Raw genomic sequence first — 18,199 nt, forward strand, 5'->3', positions numbered from 1 at the left:
TGCGGATTGTCACTTGCCTAACGAATTCGATAATGATATGTTAAACGTACCATCAAAAAGGAATACAGTGATCGGCACACAACATAAAAATGCATCGGACGAATCGGTGATTGTCACGGCTAGCCGCCATTTTCCCAAAACATCAGATTGAGGAGGACAAGCAATGAGGAGCTCAAGAAAAAAGCATGGAAAAACACTGACGATCATTCTCACTTTCCTGTTCATGGTGCCAGGGATGGCATACTCACAGGAACCTGCAAAAAGCAGCTATTCACCTGTCGTCATTAAGGAACAGTTTCCAGATGTTGTAAAATTGATGAAAAGCGCGAAACCAGAGGTGATGCAACGGCAGACGGCTCTGCTCAACGAGCGCTATGACCTGAGTGACCGCCCGGCCAAGGGTGTCGAGATGTCGGGAGGAAAAAAGCCTGTTCAGGAAGGTGTACGTGTGAAACTTCCTGACGGCGTGACATGGGCAACCCTTGCGGAGATGACGCCTCAAGAGATCCGCGAGAAAGATCTCTGGCCTGCAGGTCTTTTTCCCCTTCCCCATCCAAATCATCCGGAGGGGGGGATGGTTTTCCCGCAATTTCATATCGATCAAATCAAAAGCCAGGAAGGACGCGATCTCACCCGATTCGATCTGGATTACGACCTGCCGGACCATCTGCTTCCTGAGTATCCGCCGCCGATCTATCTGACGACAAGACCCGATCTCGGCAATGTATCCCAGGGAAAAGTGGTTACTATCATGAACTATTACGAACTGTTCAATGGCATTTTAAATCCCAAGCAGTTGGAAGGATTACGTCTGCTGGTCACCGCCTTCCCCCAGCAGCAGTTCAACCAGACCGAGGATCGACGGTCCGAACTTGCCAGCAGAGGTGTGACCTGTTTCGACTGCCATGTCAACGGACATTCAAATGGTACCACGCATCTCGTAGGCGATATTCGACCCGTGGAATTCAGACATCGAATAGATACCCCGACCTTACGAGGTGTGAATATCCAGCGTCTGTTCGGGTCCCAGCGTGCGTTGAAGAGTATCGAGGATTTTACCGAATTCGAGCAAAGAGCAGCGTATTTTGACGGAGACCCGATAATCGCCACTAAAAAAGGGGCTAACGTTCTGGAACGCGGTAGTCAGGTTCATAGCATGGCCGAATTTCAGTCTATACTCGACTTTCCACCTGCTCCAAAGTTGAACATCTATGGCAGACTAGATCCTGGAAATGCGAGCGAGTCCGAACTCAGAGGAGAGAAAATTTTCTTTGAAAAAGGCAAATGCGCTGTCTGCCATCCCGCACCGTATTACACCGATAACCTTATGCATAACCTGAAAGCGGAGCGTTTCTTCAAACCTAAAATGATTAATGGCCGAATGGCTTCCGCCGACGGCCCCATTAAAACGTTTCCGCTTCGCGGTATCAAGGATTCGCCGCCTTTCCTGCATGACGGACGTCTGCTGACCCTGGAAGATACTGTGGAATTCTTCAATCTCATTCAGGAGTTGAAGTTGTCGGAACAAGAGAAAAAAGATTTGGTAGAATTCATGAGAACACTTTAGTCTCTTAGAAAAACCAGGTTCCTGTTTTTTGTGAAGAATTTTTCGCAAACGGACTTATTTCTCAAGGGAGACTGGACAGACTACCCGCAAGGGGCATTATAAAAAATCCCGTTCATCGGGATCGGTATTTAGAAAATTCTGAATACCGTTTGAGGGGTGGCGGCTATCCGCCGGCTTCACAGGAATTGCGGGAACAAGCCCAGCAACCGGTGAACCGGAGTGGTTCTAAAAGTGCTCAGGGTCGGTATGCGAATGACAACGTCCAGGGAAAAGGCCGCAGACCATTCACCGTCCAGGCCTTTCGGTCCATTCTGTTTGCTTCCATCCGGCGCGCAAGCGTGACATTACTCGCCCCGCAATTACGCATATGCACCAACACGCGGGGAATATAGCTGGATCTCCCCTTCTGCAAACGCATCACAGACATCCTGCAGCACGTTCTCATCGGCTTCCCGGCTATTTTCAACCGCCTCATCAAACTTGATATCTTCGAAGCCTGACCCCATTTGACCCCCCGCACAGAAAGAGAAGGTGGCCGCAGAAAAAGCCGCAGCTGTAGCAGAACAGAAAAACCAAGATCAAGCCGAGATCCTGGCTGAAACCCGGGCCAGCCTGGCCGAACTTAAAAAGGAAACTCGAGAGACAGTCACAGAACAAAAACAAGTGATCCAGGAGCTCAGAAAAACAATTACGGATCTGGAAAAAAAGATTGCTGTTTTGTTGGTTGAAAAGGCCGAAATCGTTAAATCCCTGGCTTTGGTCGAAGAAAGGATAAATAAAACACCAGCAAAATAGGGATAGACAACTGAAACGGGTGTGGCCGGTTGCACAAGTGTGGGGGAGGAACAGGTCGTGGTTTTGTCGCGAGGCGAGGTGTATTCGTTCCACCAACGTCATCCGACCTCACCTCCATCATTCCGGGCTTGACCCGGAATCCATATCCACAACCGTCATCCCGGGCTCGATCCGGAATCCGGTGCTTTAGAAAACCACTGCCCGATTTTTCGTAAAGGCTTCATAGTAAGTGTCCATGGATAAGGACGCAACTCATTTACTAACCAGGCCTTTCTATCCATACGGTTCGCACGAAGGCGGTTTTTCAGCGCAGCATTGCTTACACCACCGGTGCGCATTTTAACCAACACCTTCGGAATGTAGACTGCATGCAAATGATGCCGGACCAAAAATCGGAGCATCAGCTCATAATCCGCGGCAGTTCCTAAATCGAGATTGAAGGCGCCAAATCTCTCATATGCAGCTTTTCTGACGAAAAAGGTTGGATGCGGCGGCATCCAGCCCCAATAAAACTTCCGGTTATCAAACCCATCGGCCTGCCAATAGCGTACAATTTTAGCAGTATCATCATAATTCACATAGCATAAATCCCCATAGCAGGCATCCACAGAGGGATCTTGAAAAGCTTTCGTTACGTCCTCCAAGACCTCCGGTGAAGCATAGAAATCATCGGCGTTCAGAATGCCGACAACATCCCCATTAGCTTTTTGAATTCCTTTGTTCATGGCATCATAGATACCATTATCCGGCTCAGAAACAACCTGTAGCAAATGCCCGGAATGGTTCCCTGCTACCATCAAAGTTTCGTCTGTTGAACAACCATCGATAATGAGATGTTCAGGTGTAACTGTTTGACTTGCTACACTCTGCAAACAGTGATCAAGGGTTACTGCAGCATTGTACGTCGCTGTTATGAGAGATATCTGTGTCATGTGTTATTATTTAAATGAGATTATAACTACAAAGGAAGGGCTTGCGCGCGTAAACGCATCTCTCTAACTTTACAGTTGATAAGAAATTCATAGATTGAGCGCAGAACACAGAAAATGAACCCTGCTCTACCATCAAGGAATCCGCCTTTTACAAAATACATCGCCAAAAACATCAGTAATGGCCGCCCTTTCAACCCTAACGGCCCCAATCTTCAACAACCGCCCGAACCAGGTTGGATAACCACTGCTCCGTTTAATTCATTGCCCGAGAAAATGATCTTTACGTCGTATGCGGTAGATAGTTTTATCATCATTTCCATCTGTTGTAACTCGCTGTATCTCCGAAATCAATGCAAGCAGCAGACCTTTGTTCATCCCATCATAGATACCCTTGTCCGGCTCCGACAAAACCCCCCGATGACCAGCCGGAAACGTCGCCAATACCGCCAAAGTATCATCAGTTGAAGCCGCGTCAATGACGATATATGCTCAACGTTCTTGAAGGTTTGCCTGTGTCAATACTTTGCAGACATCCACCTATGGTGGCGGCGCCGTTGAAAACCGGTGTGATGATGTCGATTGTCACTGCCCAAATCCGTTTATTCCTTAAACCTGCCGTTTGGGCCATCAAAATGACCTTCTAAGGTCACCCACAGTCCACAAAACATCACAGAGCAACGTTTATTAAATAGTTATCTTGGTCCGACCCGATGCTTGTGGCCTATTGAAATATTTGGCATAATCGCTATTCAAAACAAGGTAGGAGCTATACATCCTACACTCTTGTTATAAAAAAATCCCCCAGCACCAGCACATCCATTTTTGTCCTTAAAAAGCAGTCCAACGCCTCTTCAGGTCTACAGACAACCGGCTCGTTTTCATTAAAAGAAGTGTTTAAGACAATAGGCACCCCTGTGATATCGTTAAATCTGCTGATAAGTTTATGATATCGAGGGTTAGTGTTTTGGTGTACCGTCTGCAGGCGGCCCGAACCATCAACATGGGTAACAGCTGGTATCTTTTTACGTTTTTCTTCTCTAATCTGAAAAACCTGCATCATAAAAGGTACATCATCTTCCTCTTCAAACCAGTTGAGTACTTCCTCCCTAAGGATTGATGGAGCAAAAGGCCTGAATGATTCACGCCGCTTAATTTTCAAATTCAAGAGGTCTTTCATATCAGCCCGACGGGGATCACAGACAATAGAACGGTTGCCAAGTGCTCTTGGCCCCCATTCCATTCTACCTTGAAACCAGCCGATGACCTTACCTTCAGTAATGGCCAATGCAGTTTGTTTACAGAGGCTATCTTCATCTGTAATCTTTTCGATACAACACTTTTCAGATTTGATTTCATCGGCCCTTGTATCAAGGACGGCCTGAATTTCAGCAGTGTTGAATTCTGGCCCGAGATAGGCATGATCCATGACGAATTCACGTTTAGCATCCTTGTTTACATCATGCCACACAGTAAAGGCTGCACCAATGGCACCACCTGCATCACCGGCAGCAGATTGAATATACATCTCTTTAAATGGAGACTTGCGATACACCTTGCCATTGGCTACAGAGTTCATGGCACAACCACCAGCCAGAGTGAGCGTGTCGATGTTGAATTTCTTGTGTGCAGCTTCAAGAAGATTAAAAAATGCCTCCTCATACATGGCTTGAACTGAATGCGCCAAGTTCCAATGACAATCTTCCATTGGTTGGTCCCGTTTCCGTACAGGAAAACCAAGAAGCTTTTCAAGTTCATTTGTGAATAGTTGACCAACAATTGGTGATCCACCAGCCCATTCGTATTCTACGCCCTGCTTGTGATGACAGAAAAAACGGAGATTAAGCTGAAAGCTCCCATCTCCATATAATTTTACAACCTCACGCATTTGCTCTAGGTAAGTTGGCTTGCCATAGGGTGCCAGTCCCATGACCTTATATTCGTCACCGTAGTGAGGAAAACCAATATATTGAGTCATTGCGGAATAGAAAATACCGAGGGAGTGAGGGAAATAGACTCTATTAGAGATGTCTATCTTACTGCCCTGACCAATGCCCCAGGCAGCACTGGAAAAATCACCAAACCCATCAACCGATATAACAACCGATTCTTTGAACGGTGAAACCGTATGTGCAGAAACAAGATGGGCCAAATGATGTTCAACCGGTACCACTTTACCGTTGAAGCGATCATCTGGAAAATATTTGGCCAGTTCTCCGGCAATATCACCACGCTGTTTTCTATTTTTAATTCGATCAAGAATGAAGCCGAAATTGGGCTTGTTTTTCAGCGTGTAACCAATTTTTTTTAACAAATTTGCCTTGGAATCACTGTTTATGGCAATGTAATCGACTTGTTCTAAAGAGATGCCAGCCACTTTGAGGCAGTAGTCAATAGACTGCGAAGGAAAACCGGCCCAGTGTTTTGTGCGTCGAAAACGTTCTTCTTCAACCGCTGCTAGTAGTTGGTCATTTTTAATGAGACAGGCTGAAGAATCACCATGATAGGCATTGATACCAAGAATATACATTGTCCTCTCCAAAAAAAAATTAGGGTGCTAAACTTCAAACTGAAATTAATGAACGATGATCAAGAACGAAGACAGGTAGCGCATAATTTCGGCATAGCTTGAGCATCTTTTTTTTAAAACTGGAAGTAGATAAATTGTTGAATGGGACGTAGAAACACGAAAACAAGGCCGATAATGAAAGTGAACCCAGCAGATTCCACAGCAGTCGAATGCAATAGCAATGACTTCTCTTATTCCAGGCGGCATATTCCTTCCTAACATAATAGGTAGCTAGGACAGCTATCAGGACAGCCGTAGACACAAGATAAATGTTTTCAGGCATATCAAGCCACTTATAATTGTGAGGAGAAAATATTTTGCCCCACATTGTCAGTGCGTCAGGAACAGTCGAAGAGCGGTAGGGTATCCAGCTAAGCATTATCAGGGGAATTGGTAAAAATGTAGTCAAGAGTCAAGATGTCTTGTTTACATTGATGTCCGATTTTCTACTGTGAAGATATTTTTTTGGCAAAAATGACGAGTTTATTCTGACGGCCAACCACTTTTGCCAACCAAAAAATTACACTTAGGGTAATATTAAATACAATAGCTTGCAGACTGCGTTTACCCCTTTTACCACGGTAGAGTGCGTGCAGGTCAGTCTCCCCTCTAAATAACTTTTCTATTTCATAACCACTTTCACGCAATAAATTACATATATGTTTTTCTGAAAAATAGTGCAGATGATGTACTCCGCAGACAATGTATAATGGTCTGCGGATTCTACCAACTGAGAAACGATATAAAAATTTTGATAGATCATGTAGCAGGCTATCTCTTGCGGGTATCTCCAAAATGAGTATGCCGTTTGGATTCAGCAAATCGTGTGCTTTTAATAGTGCTTTAGCTGGATCAGCGAGATGTTCAAGGAGATCCCACATGGTTATGACGTCTACACGTTGATCTGTTTCAACATCCTCAAATAAACTGTTGATTACTGATATACCATACTTTTCTTTTAGTGCTAGTGCTGCCTCTTTATTTGGTTCCACCCCCAGAACTTCGAATCCATGTCTTTTTGCCAACCTTAAAAACATTCCCAGACCTGCGCCAACATCTAATACGCTGTGCAAATTGATATCAATTTCTCGAAGTTTAAGTAACCAATGAGTGTATTTTTTACAAAACTTTTCTGGTATTTCTATATTAGCAGAGCGTTCTTTGTAGAAACCACTCTTTGCTTTCGACATATAGCCTGCATAAAAGCCCGATAAAAAGGTTGTTTGAGGTACAGGTTGTATGTACAAGTGACCACAATGACTACATTCTGTAATACCAATTTTCACCTCTTTTATATCAATGCCTGATATATTAGACGCATATTCCTGGTCTATTGGATATCTAATAAGATGATTTTGTTGTCCGCAGCAGACACATGGTGAATGCTCAAACAATTTAGATGTTGCAGTAATCATAGTGGCGAAGAAACCTTTAAATAGGTAGCAGTTTATTAATAATTTTTACCAGCAATTAGTTTATATGCTGCTAAGTGGCGTTCTGCGCATTTACTAACATCAAGCTCCTGTACAGCAATTTTTCGTGCTTTATGGCCATATTTTTCACGAAGTTGAACATTATTGACAAGCATTGAAATCTGTTCTGCCATGGCTTTTATGTCGCCAACATCAACAATAGAACCATTGTGTCCGTTTTTAACATACAATGGTACATCACCCACATTGGTCGATACTACTGGCTTACCCATTGCCATGGCCTCCCAAACAGAGATAGGGGATGATTCAGCCAGGGAACTACACACATATACGTCAAACCGCTTCAGTAAGGGACGGATATCTGTCCGTTGACCAACAAATTCAATGTTATTGACAGACAGTTCATCACATAGCTTTTGTAAACGTTTTAAATATGGTTTCTGCCTAGGATATGTTGCACCAATGATAACAAAAACCAGTTTTTCTCTCTGTTCTTTATTTAAAAGAGATGCCGACCGAATGAACAAGTCAATCCCTTTAATTGGGTTAACGTTAGCAACAGTACCAATGACGGTTTTGCCGTTCCAGTGGTTGATCAACTCTTCATCGCCTTCAAATGAATGAGTTGAATCAAATAGGCTGACATCAACCGGTGCAGGAATCACAAATTCTTGTTTTTCTTTCTTTCTAAAAGAACCATAATATTGTTTAGATCGTTCTGAAGCATAGATATACCCATCGACAAAGCGGCTGAAAAAGGAAAATAATAACCGAAATAGATATGGCATGGACGTATCATTAAGATGCCAAATAACCTTTTTCCCAGCTAGTCTACCTGCAACCACGCCTTTATACTGCCAACTACCACCACAGACGTAAATAATGTCAAAATTAACGGCTTTAAAAAAATGTACAAGTCGCCCAGTCTCTGCAGGTGTGAAAAGGAGATAACGCAAGGCAACTTGCCATTCTTTTGTTATCCTGGTTATGGAAAAAGTCTCATATGGAACACAGAAATGATCGCACTTTTTTTGAAAATCAGATGAATTTTCGTTCGGCATAACTACTGTGGTTTGAATTTGACCTGACAATGCACTTGCTAGCAGCACAATATATACTTGTGGCCCCCCATACTTCCCTTCTTCTATTATGTTGGCCACTTGCAGCATGTAGGATCAATTTCTGTAGGTTTAATTTTCGTCTTGAACCCATTGGGAATCTTTTTCGTAGCCCAATTGTATTAAAACATCACCTGCATAGTCGAGAAATAATTCTTTTGCTACCAAGCTGAAATAATTCTTCCAATCTCCAACTATACCTTTACGTAAAAATGAGTGAGTGTTTTCTTCACCGACCTTTCGCCCAGAAATTTTTTCGAATGAATGATTGTAAATAATGTCCTCTACATGTTTTTTATCAAGTATTATCCCTGACAGGCTATGTACTATTCTTGTTAACTCATCCACCGGTCGAACGCGCATATCCTCATATTTTACATGTGTACAATTATCACAATTTGCCCATTTTTTGCTGAAATCTATCCATGAAAATCGAGGATATTTTTTTTGTACATAAACATATTCCATGAATCTCGGCAAATTGGTTTTAATATCTTCATAGTTATTGAATTGCAAATCAGTTCTACATTTTTCAACAAGTTTCCGATTACCTTTTTCATTTTCGAACAAAAAATGGAAGTATTGGGAAATAAGGACATCTCGCCCATCTCGCCAAACGATTATTACATTATGCATATTCCAGTTATGCATCATATGTCCATGTAAAATGCTAGAGCTGAACACAGGCAAACGATTTCTGGGAAATGGAATTTCAAGAGCATCACTTAGCATTTCCCCGATCCAACTGGCACCCGACTTGGGGTATTCATTGAGAATATAGAGAGGAAATAATTTTGTAGCAGTGTGCGCTAGAGCATACCTTAATAATCCATTAAATTTAAACCACAATATTGAATCATTTTCATTTTTTAAGTTCATTGACTATTTAATACTCATTAGCTTTGTTGGAAAATATTGCAAAATAACGTTTGCATAATTATCAATAATTATTGAATTGAACTCATGCATTGTAGGGTACCGATCCAGATCAACGACTATTTCTTTTTTCCCTTTATTATACCAATATTCATCTGCACCCCACCATATTAAACCATCTATATGACAGCCATCATAATTTGTTTGGCTAATCATTTTTATATATTTTTCAAAAATAGACAAAGGAACAAGTTTGTTTGGTGAAAATCTACTGTTCGGGTGCCATCTATGGGTAATAAAGACATAGATATTTTTATTCCCACAACCAATTTCTAGCGTATTATAAAGATGTTTTTTTATAATTTCGATAGATTTATCTGCAAATAAGTAGTCGTTGTTTAGATAAAGAGAGGGGTAGAATATATCTATGTCTTCATAGATGTTTGCCAGTCTCTTTGTTTCTTCTATTGTTTTGTGTAAGAGAGAATTTTTTTTTGAGGGTAGCCCGTAATAGCCAATCAATATTTCATGGGTGAGGGTTTTTTTTATAATTTCAATTGGTTTTAAAAATTCAAGTATGGCCTGCTCATATTTCTCACTTGATTGAGAATAATTTAGCAGTGAGTTGCAAGCCTCACCTTCCCAGTCAAGAACAACAGGTCCATCATAATTATTGAGTGTTGATTGTATATAATTCAGGAAGATTTCTTGGTCTAATTTTCCGTCATTATTAGCATCAATATTCCTTGGATAAATTACTGGTATAAAGGTAAATCCTTTTGTGATTATAAAATTTTCAATATTTTTACTATATGCAAATGAAACGTACAGTTTAGGTTCTTCGCTAAAAACATCATTAACGAATAGTAATGATATAATCATTACATAATAAGTTAATATTAAGCAAAGTTTTTTTTTATTTATAGAATGATTTATAGAATTCATTGTACTCATAGCATATGCGATGTGTAACCTTATATTTTGGTTAATATCTTAAAACTCTTTTTATACTATATAAAAGATTTTTGTTTACGTTGTGCCAACTATGTTCCGCAACTGTTTTTCTGCATGCTTTCCGCATTAACTCACTAATTGCATGGTTTTTATAAACAGCAATAGCTTTATTCAAGGCCTTATTGAAACCATCGCACCCATCTCGAGCTGTTATTCCATTTTCACCATCCACTATTAACTCCCTTGTACCATGGCTTTCTGTCGCTACGACAATCAAACCCAAACTCATATACTCTATCACTTTCACAGGGAAAGCATATTTGTAATTTAGCACTGTTGTGTCCAAAGGGCATATGCCTATATTTGCATCTTTAAGAATTTCCAGGGTTTTAGAATGTGGCAATTCGCCCCACACTTTTAGCGAAATATTTGCTTTTTTATCGCAACTCAGGCTAAGTTCATTTAGTAATATTACGGAGGAAGCACCAACACACGGCCCAATAAGATGCAATTCTACAAATGACCCATCATAAGACTCAGCCCATTCCTTTAATAAATAAAGACCTCTTTGCCGCATTATCGGTCCTGCGTAGGCAATTTTTACGACATTGCTACTGCGATTTTTTTCACTGATAGAACCAATATTATTACTGACATTAATATAACCAGCTCTAATGAATATTATCTGGCAATTGACAGGTGCTGGTGGAAAACAACCTAATATCGCTGGATGCATTGCTATAATCCAGGCATCTGCTTTTGCTAATATCCAAATAGAGAAAAACCACCAAAAAGTCTGCCTAAACCAAAGAGAGGGTCCCTTAAGCCCTATCCATCCCACGGAAGGATGGTCGTATAAATCGTACACCCATTTACAACCGGTTCTTTTTTTACATAAATAGCCGACGAGTGCTGAGTTGGGTGAGTATTCAGTATGAACGTAAACTTTTTTATCTTCACGTATTAGCTGTCTAGCTATGTTTACCGCAGTTAACACCATTTGTGATTTTTTTAATTCTACACATACTCTCGACACAAGCACTTCAAGATCTTGCGGTAACTGGTTATTTGTCACTACTACAACTCTATATTTCTGTGAAAGTGCCACTATCCTCTGGTAGCTATTTCGGCTTTTTCGATCTTTCAAGTGATTTATTACAAAGATAACCCACTCTTTTGGCTGAGAATCGATGTCGCAGTTATTTATATTCATCGTATTCATTTTGAATCCAGGCAAGCATTATTACTATTGGTGTGAGTAACATCATTGTGGTGCCACTCGTATCAACTTGAAGGCCAGCAATAAACAAAGATAAAAGAATTATAGCGAGTATCCGTGGAAACCAGTTTTGTGAAACTCTTTTAATTGTAAAGGCTCTACCAAATGTTTTAAACAACGAATAAACATATAAAATCAAAACTAGTATTCCGTTTTCACTCGCTATTTGTAAAGGCCAATTATGAATTGTCGAATTTAATTCATAAGGCGACAACCAGCTTTTATATTTTATACGAATACCATAGTGAGATAGACCAGGAAAAAATTGATTAGTTCCTACACCAAAAAGTAACACAGATGGTTCTTGAAGTAACTGCAGTGCAGCAGCAGCCATTTCAACTTTACTTGTACTACTGTAGTCATCGATTGTTATAAATCTTTCACTTCCTGACAACACACTTTTTTCAACAAATGAGTATCCAACTAACAAAAGCAACAACACAACCGTTGAAGATAGGATAAATGACGCTCGATATCTTTTCGATCTTTGTTTAAAATTTAAAAACCAGTATAGGTATGTACAAATTTGCATAATTATTAAAGTTGCGAGACCTCCTCTTGACAGAGTGAAAAATACCACCGAAAACATAATAATGGTAATGAGAAGGGATGATTTGATGCGAGAATGGTTCGAAAAGAGACAAAAAGAGTTGAGTATTGTGCCATAAATTATGTAAACTAAAGCAAAAACATTCGCACTTCCAAAAGTCCCGCTTACCCTTACTGCTCTATACAATCCACCACTTGTTCCTTCTTGGCTGTTAGAACCAAAATAATTAGCGATTACACCGACGCTTGAATCTGTTACTATTTGCATAATTGCGATTACAGTAAGAAATGGAAATATTATAAAAGCCCATTTTACCAGATCCATCCTGTCAAGTAGACTTAATTTAAATGAATATTTTATGGTTAAGTATAGACCGAGTACATAAATAGATATTAATGAATGGCTTAATGCATTAAAGACAGATACACTAAAAAAGGAACTTGCAAAAATGAGTAATTGTGCCAAAACAAAAGTATATTCTTCTTTCCTGAATAATATTTTCACAGGAAACATAAACCATGTACATACTGCTAATATAGCCACAGGAAAAAATACAACATAAGCAGTATATATCCTTACACCTACTATTGTAGCTGATAAAGGAAGGATTGCAGCTAGCACAAGAGCTAAGTGTGCATAATATACAATAGCTCGACTAAAACCTATATTCTTATTGTTTTTAACTGCGGTCATACAATAACCTTTTGCTTATCTTTATGATACGGCCCCTTCCTAATAATTGAACTGTTTATACCTAGCCTATTCCAAGCTACGAGCCACAACATTCCTCCAGAAAGCACCAAAGATAATACTGTAGCGAATGCTGCTCCATTTATACCAAATAATGGAATAAGCAATGAATTTAATAGTACATTTACTACAAGAGCACAGGTTAGATTTATTGATATTTGCTTTTCACAACCACACATGCTTAACAGCACCCCAACTGTCCCGAAAGCAGCATTTACCAAATATCCTATAACTAAGATTAAAAGTGGAGTAAAGGCCGATATGTAATCAATTCCAAAGACAAATATAATAGCTTCCTCCCCCCAGAAGAAAAAAAACATTAATACGATAAAAGCAAAGATAAAAGCACACCATGCACAGTAATAGGCTAATTGTTGAATTTTGCCAAAATCATCTTGAGCATGTAACCTTGAAATGTATGGTAAAATGAACATGGTAATTATTTGTAAACCAATTGTGGCAAGAAGAGCTCCTTGCATCGCAATCCTGTACAAAGCCACATCTGTTGAATGCAACAGAAAACCTATCATCATTATATCTGTATAATTCAATATCATTCGTACTGCAGCGGCTAGGGCTAAAGGCCATGCGGCAAAAAACCAGATTTTTGTGTCATACTCCGCTCTACAATGTTTCTTTATCTCTAACGGGCATTTACTATACAGTAACCAGGCTCCTATTACAAATGATGCACCTGCCGCTATTACATGACACTGCATTGCCGTGATGGGAGAAAAATTACTACCTGTCATTACAAAATGATAACTAACTAACAGTAGCACTATAAAGAAAAAAGGACGTAGTACAGTTTCTGGCAATTGCCCTAGAACAACAAAACGTAACCCTCTTAGAGAGGCACCGCGTAAAGCGCCTAAAGCCAACAAGAAGACTAAGATAGTCCCCCAGAGCAACGTTTCATTTTGCAAACTCGTATTTCCCCAAAGAGGGATGATTAAAAGCGTAATAATTATGATTAACCCAGACATTGAGCATACAATAAAAGTTGCCCAGACCCACATTCCACGCATCTTGGCCCAATTCCTACTGGCCTCCGCCTTAGCTGTTTCTCTGATAACTAACGTTGGAAGACCAAAGTGGACAGGAATAACAAGAACTGAGACAGCCGCAAACGCAAAGGAATAGATCCCATACCCCTCGACGCCAAGAGTGCGCGACAACACAATGGATACAAAAAATCCTAATGCAATATTGGCTACTTTAATGATAACTGAACCTAAGCCACCTCTCGATATCTCCCCGGTTAGTCCTTTTCCCTTCACTAGCTTAAGGCATGACTTAATTTGATTTAACTTAAAGAGAGTTGACATAATATATATTCATAATTCAAAGACCCAGGATAGACGGATATAGCAGCCCAAACTGGAATAAAATTTCCAACGACAGACTTTAATGGGTGAAAAGGAAAACGCAATCCATAACTCTTCACTGCTTAGTCTGGGGACATCCAATTGATAAAGCTTTAATGGAATCATGTCCCCTATTAAGCCAATGCCAGAGTAAGCGCCCGGCGGGCCTCGTTTTCGCCATGCACCAAGCGGATTTCCTTCAATGGCCCGGGCATGGCATGCACCCAGCCGACAAGCATCCGTTGATCGGCATGGGCGGAACAGGCGGACAGGGTGTGGGTGGGTTGCGGGGTTCTCCTTTGGCACATGACTTGCGCGTTACTAGACTAGCACCCGTTAACAGACTTGATTTACCAATAGCATTGCTTGCCTTGACCGCTATATTAAGGTTGAACACTAAACCTTATCTGCCCTTTGATGTAAATAGTTAAAAATACCCATTTAGCGTTGAATTTGACAATCTTATCAAAAACCTGGGGACAATACCAATTTAAGACATAGTTTCCGTAAGTATCGGATTGAGGTTTTGCACAGAAAATACAATCAGAGAATCTTTGTGACCGCACAGATCGGCTGGTGTTGCGATTGACAGCTTACTCAGATCTCAAAGTTAACATTTCTCGTATTTTTTAAAATATAAATTAATATTTTATTATCACATTAAATTCAATTTAATGTGATAATTATATCGTTACAATTTATTTATAAGCTTTCTAAAGACTTATCCTGCAGCCCATCCAGCAAGCACATTTGCTTACCACTTTATCAGTCAATGCAGCGTTGCCTTTCCCCTCTTACAGCTTTTGTGGGCTATAACCGCCCGAAGGAAGGGCATCGCGCACCTAGCTAAAAACGACAGTCACCATACCAACAGATTTTGCTGCGTGGGGTATGCACCTTCCGGAACTGTTGTGCGGTTCCGGAGGGTAAATTCCACAACGCAATCTTGAAAGATAGAACAGTCGGTAGGAAGAATGCATCGCGCGCCTAGGACCAGCGGCGGCATTTGAACGAAAACCTAAGGTTATGATTTATCCTCCAGGTTGGTCCAAACTCGCATGGATTTTGGCGATGAATTTCAGCTTGTTTTCATGTATGGTAAAGGACGTTATCATACATAATCATACATAATAATTGGCTAACCGGGAGGGAAAGGTATGGCACATGAATTAATGATCGCCGGAAAGAAAACGGCGGGGGTGTTGCCGGTGCTTTTTGCACCCGATGCGAAGACGGCTGAACGGGTCGTCGAGTTCTTCACCGCGCAGATCAGTAACGCCAATACACGAAAAGCATACATGCGGGCAACCGGGGCCTTCGCCACCTGGTGTGTTGAGCACGGGATTGATGAACTCGGCCAAGTCCGGCCCATACATGTCGCCGCCTACATCGAAGGACTGCGGTCAATTATCGCCACGCCCTCGGTCAAGCTGCAGCTTGCGGCGATCCGGATACTCTTTGACTGGCTGGTGGTTGGTCAGGTCATCCCGACAAACCCGGCACATTCGGTCAAGGGACCGAAACATGTTGTTAAAAAAGGCAAGACTTCGGTGCTTTCAGCCGAAGAGACCCGCGAACTGATCGACTCAATTGGTGTAGACTCACCTCTGGGCCTGCGCGACCGAGCGCTTGTCGGGATCATGGTCTATACCTTTGCGCGTGTGGGGGCCGTCATCAAAATGCGGGTCCAGGATGTCTATGTGCAGGGTCGCCGCATCTGGGTACGCCTGCATGAAAAAGGCGGCAAGCGTCACGAGATGCCCTGTCACCACAACCTCGAGGAGTACATCGAAGCGTATCTGGAAGGAGCCGGTATCGCTGCGGACACCAAGGGCTTTCTCTTTCGTACAGCCCGCGGCCGCACAGGTCAGCTTTCCGATAGGCCCATGACGCAACCGGATGTGTATCGCATGATCGGCCGGCGCGCCGAAGACGCCGGTGTGCGCACGAAGGTCTGTTGTCACAGCTTTCGCGCTACAGGAATTACGGAATATTTAAGGAACGGTGGCAAGCTCGAGGTAGCCCAGCAAATGGCCAATCACGAATCATCTCGCACTACAGGCCTCTATGACCGCCGGGATGATCAGATTTCCCTCGATGAGGTCGAGCGGATCCTGATTTGAGTCGGCCTCATGGAAAAGACCCACCATCACCCGTACAAAGGAGAGCCCTGAAACCATAAAAGATGGCCCGCTGATTACACACTTGGCATTGCTAACTCTGACTTTTTGGGGCATTAGATGTAGGGGTACAGAATTCCAATTTTTTTGGGCTATGTGTGAAAATACCAGCCTCAACAGAGAAACCGTGAAAATTTCCTTGCTATCTGTAATCGAACGATTACAACATGAAAATGTACACGATCAAACTCACTCCTGCTTTCGAGAGTTGGCTTGCCGGCTTGAAGGATAATATCACCCGCCTCCGCCTAGCCAGAAGGCCGGACAAGGCTCAACAAGGCAATCTTGGCGACGTGAAGTCGATCGGAAGCGGTCTTTACGAAATGCGTGAGCATTTCGGTTCCGGCTGGCGGATGTATTTCCTGCAGCGGGAGAAAACATTGATTGTGATGCATGGTGGCGGAGACAAATCCAGTCAATCCGCTGACATCAAAAAAGCCACAGCACTTGCTGCAACTATCGAGGAGTAAGCCATGGACGAGAAAAAAATTCATATATCCACATTGCCCGAATTCGACATGGCTAGCCACCTGAACACTGAAGAAGATATCGCTGTCTATCTGACCATGGTCATTGAAGATGGAGATGCCTCCGAACTTGCCCACGCCCTCGGCGTTGCCGCTCGCGCCCGTGGTATGAGCGAGGTCGCCAAGGCTGCAGGGATTACCAGGGAGGCACTTTACAAGGCACTCCGGCCCAAAGCTCACCCCCGCTTCGAAACCATTAACCGTGTCTGTGCCGCTTTAGGAGTGCGCTTAGTGGCCAAACCGTTGCATGATCGAGACCGTATTTATCATGGCTAACGGCACGCATTCTCACCATTTCGAAATTCTCTGGTAATCTATTCTTTGCAGTTGCTCCATTTCTGTGCAATTCCATGACCATAGACAGGTCTACCATGTCTATCAGTCTTAACCAGACGATTCTACGAATCGCTTTGCGTTGGCAATGCAAATCTTTAACAAGAGCAAGCTATCAATCGAGTGTAAACTCTCTATTTTGATCAAGGTAAAGCAGACTCTTTAAGCTTCTCAGCTATCCAAACCTTCACAAGAGCCTGACGAGTTATACCAAGTCTTTTTGAATGCTTATCAAGATCCTTTACTACCCATGTAGGAAAATCAATATTCACTCTCTTAGCTTCTTGGTTCACTCTTCGTGCTTTTGAGAAATCGAGATCGTCGGTCAAGTCCTTACCTAATTCAAACTTTTCATCAAATTGTTTAGCTTTCATAATAATCAACCTCCTTGCCTCTTGAACGTCTGACAGAAATTATTCTTACTGTATCATTTCGATAGGTGATTACTGCTGACCAGTGCTTTTGTCCTATCTTACCTATCAAAAGATATCTTTTTTCGTCTTCCAATTTCTTTGCCGGGATTTCAAGCAAATCAGGATCGTTCCAAAGGGCTTGGGCCTCTACGAAATCGATCCCACGCTTTCCTTTGTTGGACTCACTTTTATTTATGTCGAATTGAAATTTCATAAGAACAATATATTACAATAAAAAAAAGAAACAATTGTAAATATACCTTTTTTATACCTTTACTATCCTTTGCCACGGCTCGTTTTACTATTAATAATCGCCTCAAATGGCAGATATTTAGTTAAATTTATGAAGTCTTGCCAAAAAATGCGGCAAAAAATATGTAATTTTCTCAATTTCCATGACCATAGACAGGTCTACCATGTCAGGAATAGTCTTAATTTGGACTTGTCCACAAACGCTTAATCCTGCCAGTGAACATCTCTTTACTTTTAAACAGCAGTCGAAGGTGTTTCTGGGCTCGCTGTTGCAAACTGACTCCAAAGAGCCATTTCACATCTCACT

The 18,199-nt window shown here is 41.8% G+C and carries 18 protein-coding genes; 5 read left to right on the forward strand and 13 right to left on the reverse strand.

Annotated features, from left to right (window positions below):
- Nucleotides 1-223 precede the first annotated feature (223 nt).
- Nucleotides 224-1,567, forward strand: coding sequence for a cytochrome B6 (locus tag ACYQ8U_RS21265; protein ID WP_459947594.1), 1,344 nt, complete (start codon nt 224-226; stop codon nt 1,565-1,567).
- A 359-nt stretch (nt 1,568-1,926) separates the two neighbouring features.
- Here ACYQ8U_RS21265 and ACYQ8U_RS21270 read toward each other — a convergent pair whose 3' ends face one another.
- Nucleotides 1,927-2,073, reverse strand: coding sequence for a hypothetical protein (locus ACYQ8U_RS21270; protein ID WP_459947578.1), 147 nt, complete (start codon nt 2,071-2,073; stop codon nt 1,927-1,929).
- Between the two features lie 25 nt (nt 2,074-2,098).
- Between ACYQ8U_RS21270 and ACYQ8U_RS21275 the strand changes: the two genes are divergently transcribed.
- A complete protein-coding gene (locus tag ACYQ8U_RS21275) occupies nt 2,099-2,362 on the forward strand; it encodes a hypothetical protein (RefSeq protein WP_459947579.1) in 264 nt (87 codons plus the stop codon).
- A gap of 155 nt (nt 2,363-2,517) precedes the next feature.
- Here ACYQ8U_RS21275 and ACYQ8U_RS21280 read toward each other — a convergent pair whose 3' ends face one another.
- From ACYQ8U_RS21280 to ACYQ8U_RS21325, 10 genes are all read right to left on the reverse strand, one after another.
- Nucleotides 2,518-3,294 (reverse strand): glycosyltransferase family 2 protein, encoded by a 777-nt coding sequence (locus tag ACYQ8U_RS21280; protein ID WP_459947580.1) that lies wholly within the window; start codon nt 3,292-3,294, stop codon nt 2,518-2,520.
- Between the two features lie 775 nt (nt 3,295-4,069).
- Nucleotides 4,070-5,821 (reverse strand): carbamoyltransferase family protein, encoded by a 1,752-nt coding sequence (locus ACYQ8U_RS21285; RefSeq protein WP_459947581.1) that lies wholly within the window; start codon nt 5,819-5,821, stop codon nt 4,070-4,072.
- A gap of 485 nt (nt 5,822-6,306) precedes the next feature.
- Nucleotides 6,307-7,275, reverse strand: a complete 969-nt coding sequence (locus tag ACYQ8U_RS21290) for a class I SAM-dependent methyltransferase (RefSeq protein ID WP_459947582.1) — start codon at nt 7,273-7,275, stop codon at nt 6,307-6,309.
- A 35-nt stretch (nt 7,276-7,310) separates the two neighbouring features.
- Nucleotides 7,311-8,462 carry a glycosyltransferase family 4 protein gene (locus tag ACYQ8U_RS21295; protein WP_459947583.1) on the reverse strand — a complete coding sequence of 384 codons (1,152 nt, stop codon included), beginning with the start codon at nt 8,460-8,462 and terminating at the stop codon, nt 7,311-7,313.
- Nucleotides 8,463-8,483: 21 nt separating this feature from the next.
- Entirely contained in the window at nt 8,484-9,290 is an 807-nt protein-coding gene (locus ACYQ8U_RS21300) for a sulfotransferase domain-containing protein (RefSeq protein ID WP_459947584.1), read from the reverse strand.
- Between the two features lie 3 nt (nt 9,291-9,293).
- Nucleotides 9,294-10,232, reverse strand: coding sequence for a hypothetical protein (locus tag ACYQ8U_RS21305; protein WP_459947585.1), 939 nt, complete (start codon nt 10,230-10,232; stop codon nt 9,294-9,296).
- Between the two features lie 40 nt (nt 10,233-10,272).
- Nucleotides 10,273-11,463 (reverse strand): glycosyltransferase, encoded by a 1,191-nt coding sequence (locus ACYQ8U_RS21310; protein WP_459947586.1) that lies wholly within the window; start codon nt 11,461-11,463, stop codon nt 10,273-10,275.
- Nucleotides 11,441-12,763, reverse strand: coding sequence for an O-antigen ligase family protein (locus tag ACYQ8U_RS21315; protein WP_459947587.1), 1,323 nt, complete (start codon nt 12,761-12,763; stop codon nt 11,441-11,443). The genes ACYQ8U_RS21310 and ACYQ8U_RS21315 overlap by 23 nt, the downstream gene beginning before the upstream one ends.
- Entirely contained in the window at nt 12,760-14,148 is a 1,389-nt protein-coding gene (locus ACYQ8U_RS21320) for an oligosaccharide flippase family protein (RefSeq protein ID WP_459947588.1), read from the reverse strand. The genes ACYQ8U_RS21315 and ACYQ8U_RS21320 overlap by 4 nt, the downstream gene beginning before the upstream one ends.
- A gap of 173 nt (nt 14,149-14,321) precedes the next feature.
- On the reverse strand, nt 14,322-14,495 hold the full coding sequence (locus ACYQ8U_RS21325) for an MBL fold metallo-hydrolase RNA specificity domain-containing protein (protein ID WP_459947589.1): 174 nt from the start codon (nt 14,493-14,495) through the stop codon (nt 14,322-14,324).
- A gap of 849 nt (nt 14,496-15,344) precedes the next feature.
- Here ACYQ8U_RS21325 and ACYQ8U_RS21330 point away from each other — a divergent pair.
- The 3 genes from ACYQ8U_RS21330 to ACYQ8U_RS21340 all read left to right on the forward strand — a co-directional run bounded on the left by ACYQ8U_RS21330 (nt 15,345) and on the right by ACYQ8U_RS21340 (nt 17,170).
- The gene (locus ACYQ8U_RS21330; protein WP_459947590.1) at nt 15,345-16,310 is read left to right on the forward strand and encodes a tyrosine-type recombinase/integrase; all 966 of its coding nucleotides are present in this window, start codon (nt 15,345-15,347) and stop codon (nt 16,308-16,310) included.
- A gap of 230 nt (nt 16,311-16,540) precedes the next feature.
- Nucleotides 16,541-16,837 (forward strand): type II toxin-antitoxin system RelE/ParE family toxin, encoded by a 297-nt coding sequence (locus ACYQ8U_RS21335; RefSeq protein WP_459947595.1) that lies wholly within the window; start codon nt 16,541-16,543, stop codon nt 16,835-16,837.
- A 3-nt stretch (nt 16,838-16,840) separates the two neighbouring features.
- A complete protein-coding gene (locus ACYQ8U_RS21340) occupies nt 16,841-17,170 on the forward strand; it encodes an addiction module antidote protein (RefSeq protein WP_459947591.1) in 330 nt (109 codons plus the stop codon).
- A 200-nt stretch (nt 17,171-17,370) separates the two neighbouring features.
- On the opposite strand, the gene brnA is transcribed toward ACYQ8U_RS21340, so the two are convergent.
- Both brnA and ACYQ8U_RS21350 read right to left on the reverse strand, forming a co-directional pair.
- The gene (brnA, locus tag ACYQ8U_RS21345) at nt 17,371-17,601 is read right to left on the reverse strand and encodes a type II toxin-antitoxin system BrnA family antitoxin (protein WP_459947592.1); all 231 of its coding nucleotides are present in this window, start codon (nt 17,599-17,601) and stop codon (nt 17,371-17,373) included.
- On the reverse strand, nt 17,591-17,854 hold the full coding sequence (locus ACYQ8U_RS21350) for a BrnT family toxin (protein WP_459947593.1): 264 nt from the start codon (nt 17,852-17,854) through the stop codon (nt 17,591-17,593). The genes brnA and ACYQ8U_RS21350 overlap by 11 nt, the downstream gene beginning before the upstream one ends.
- Between the last annotated feature and the right edge of the window lie 345 nt (nt 17,855-18,199).

It is taken from the genome of Desulfocastanea catecholica (assembly GCF_054657295.1).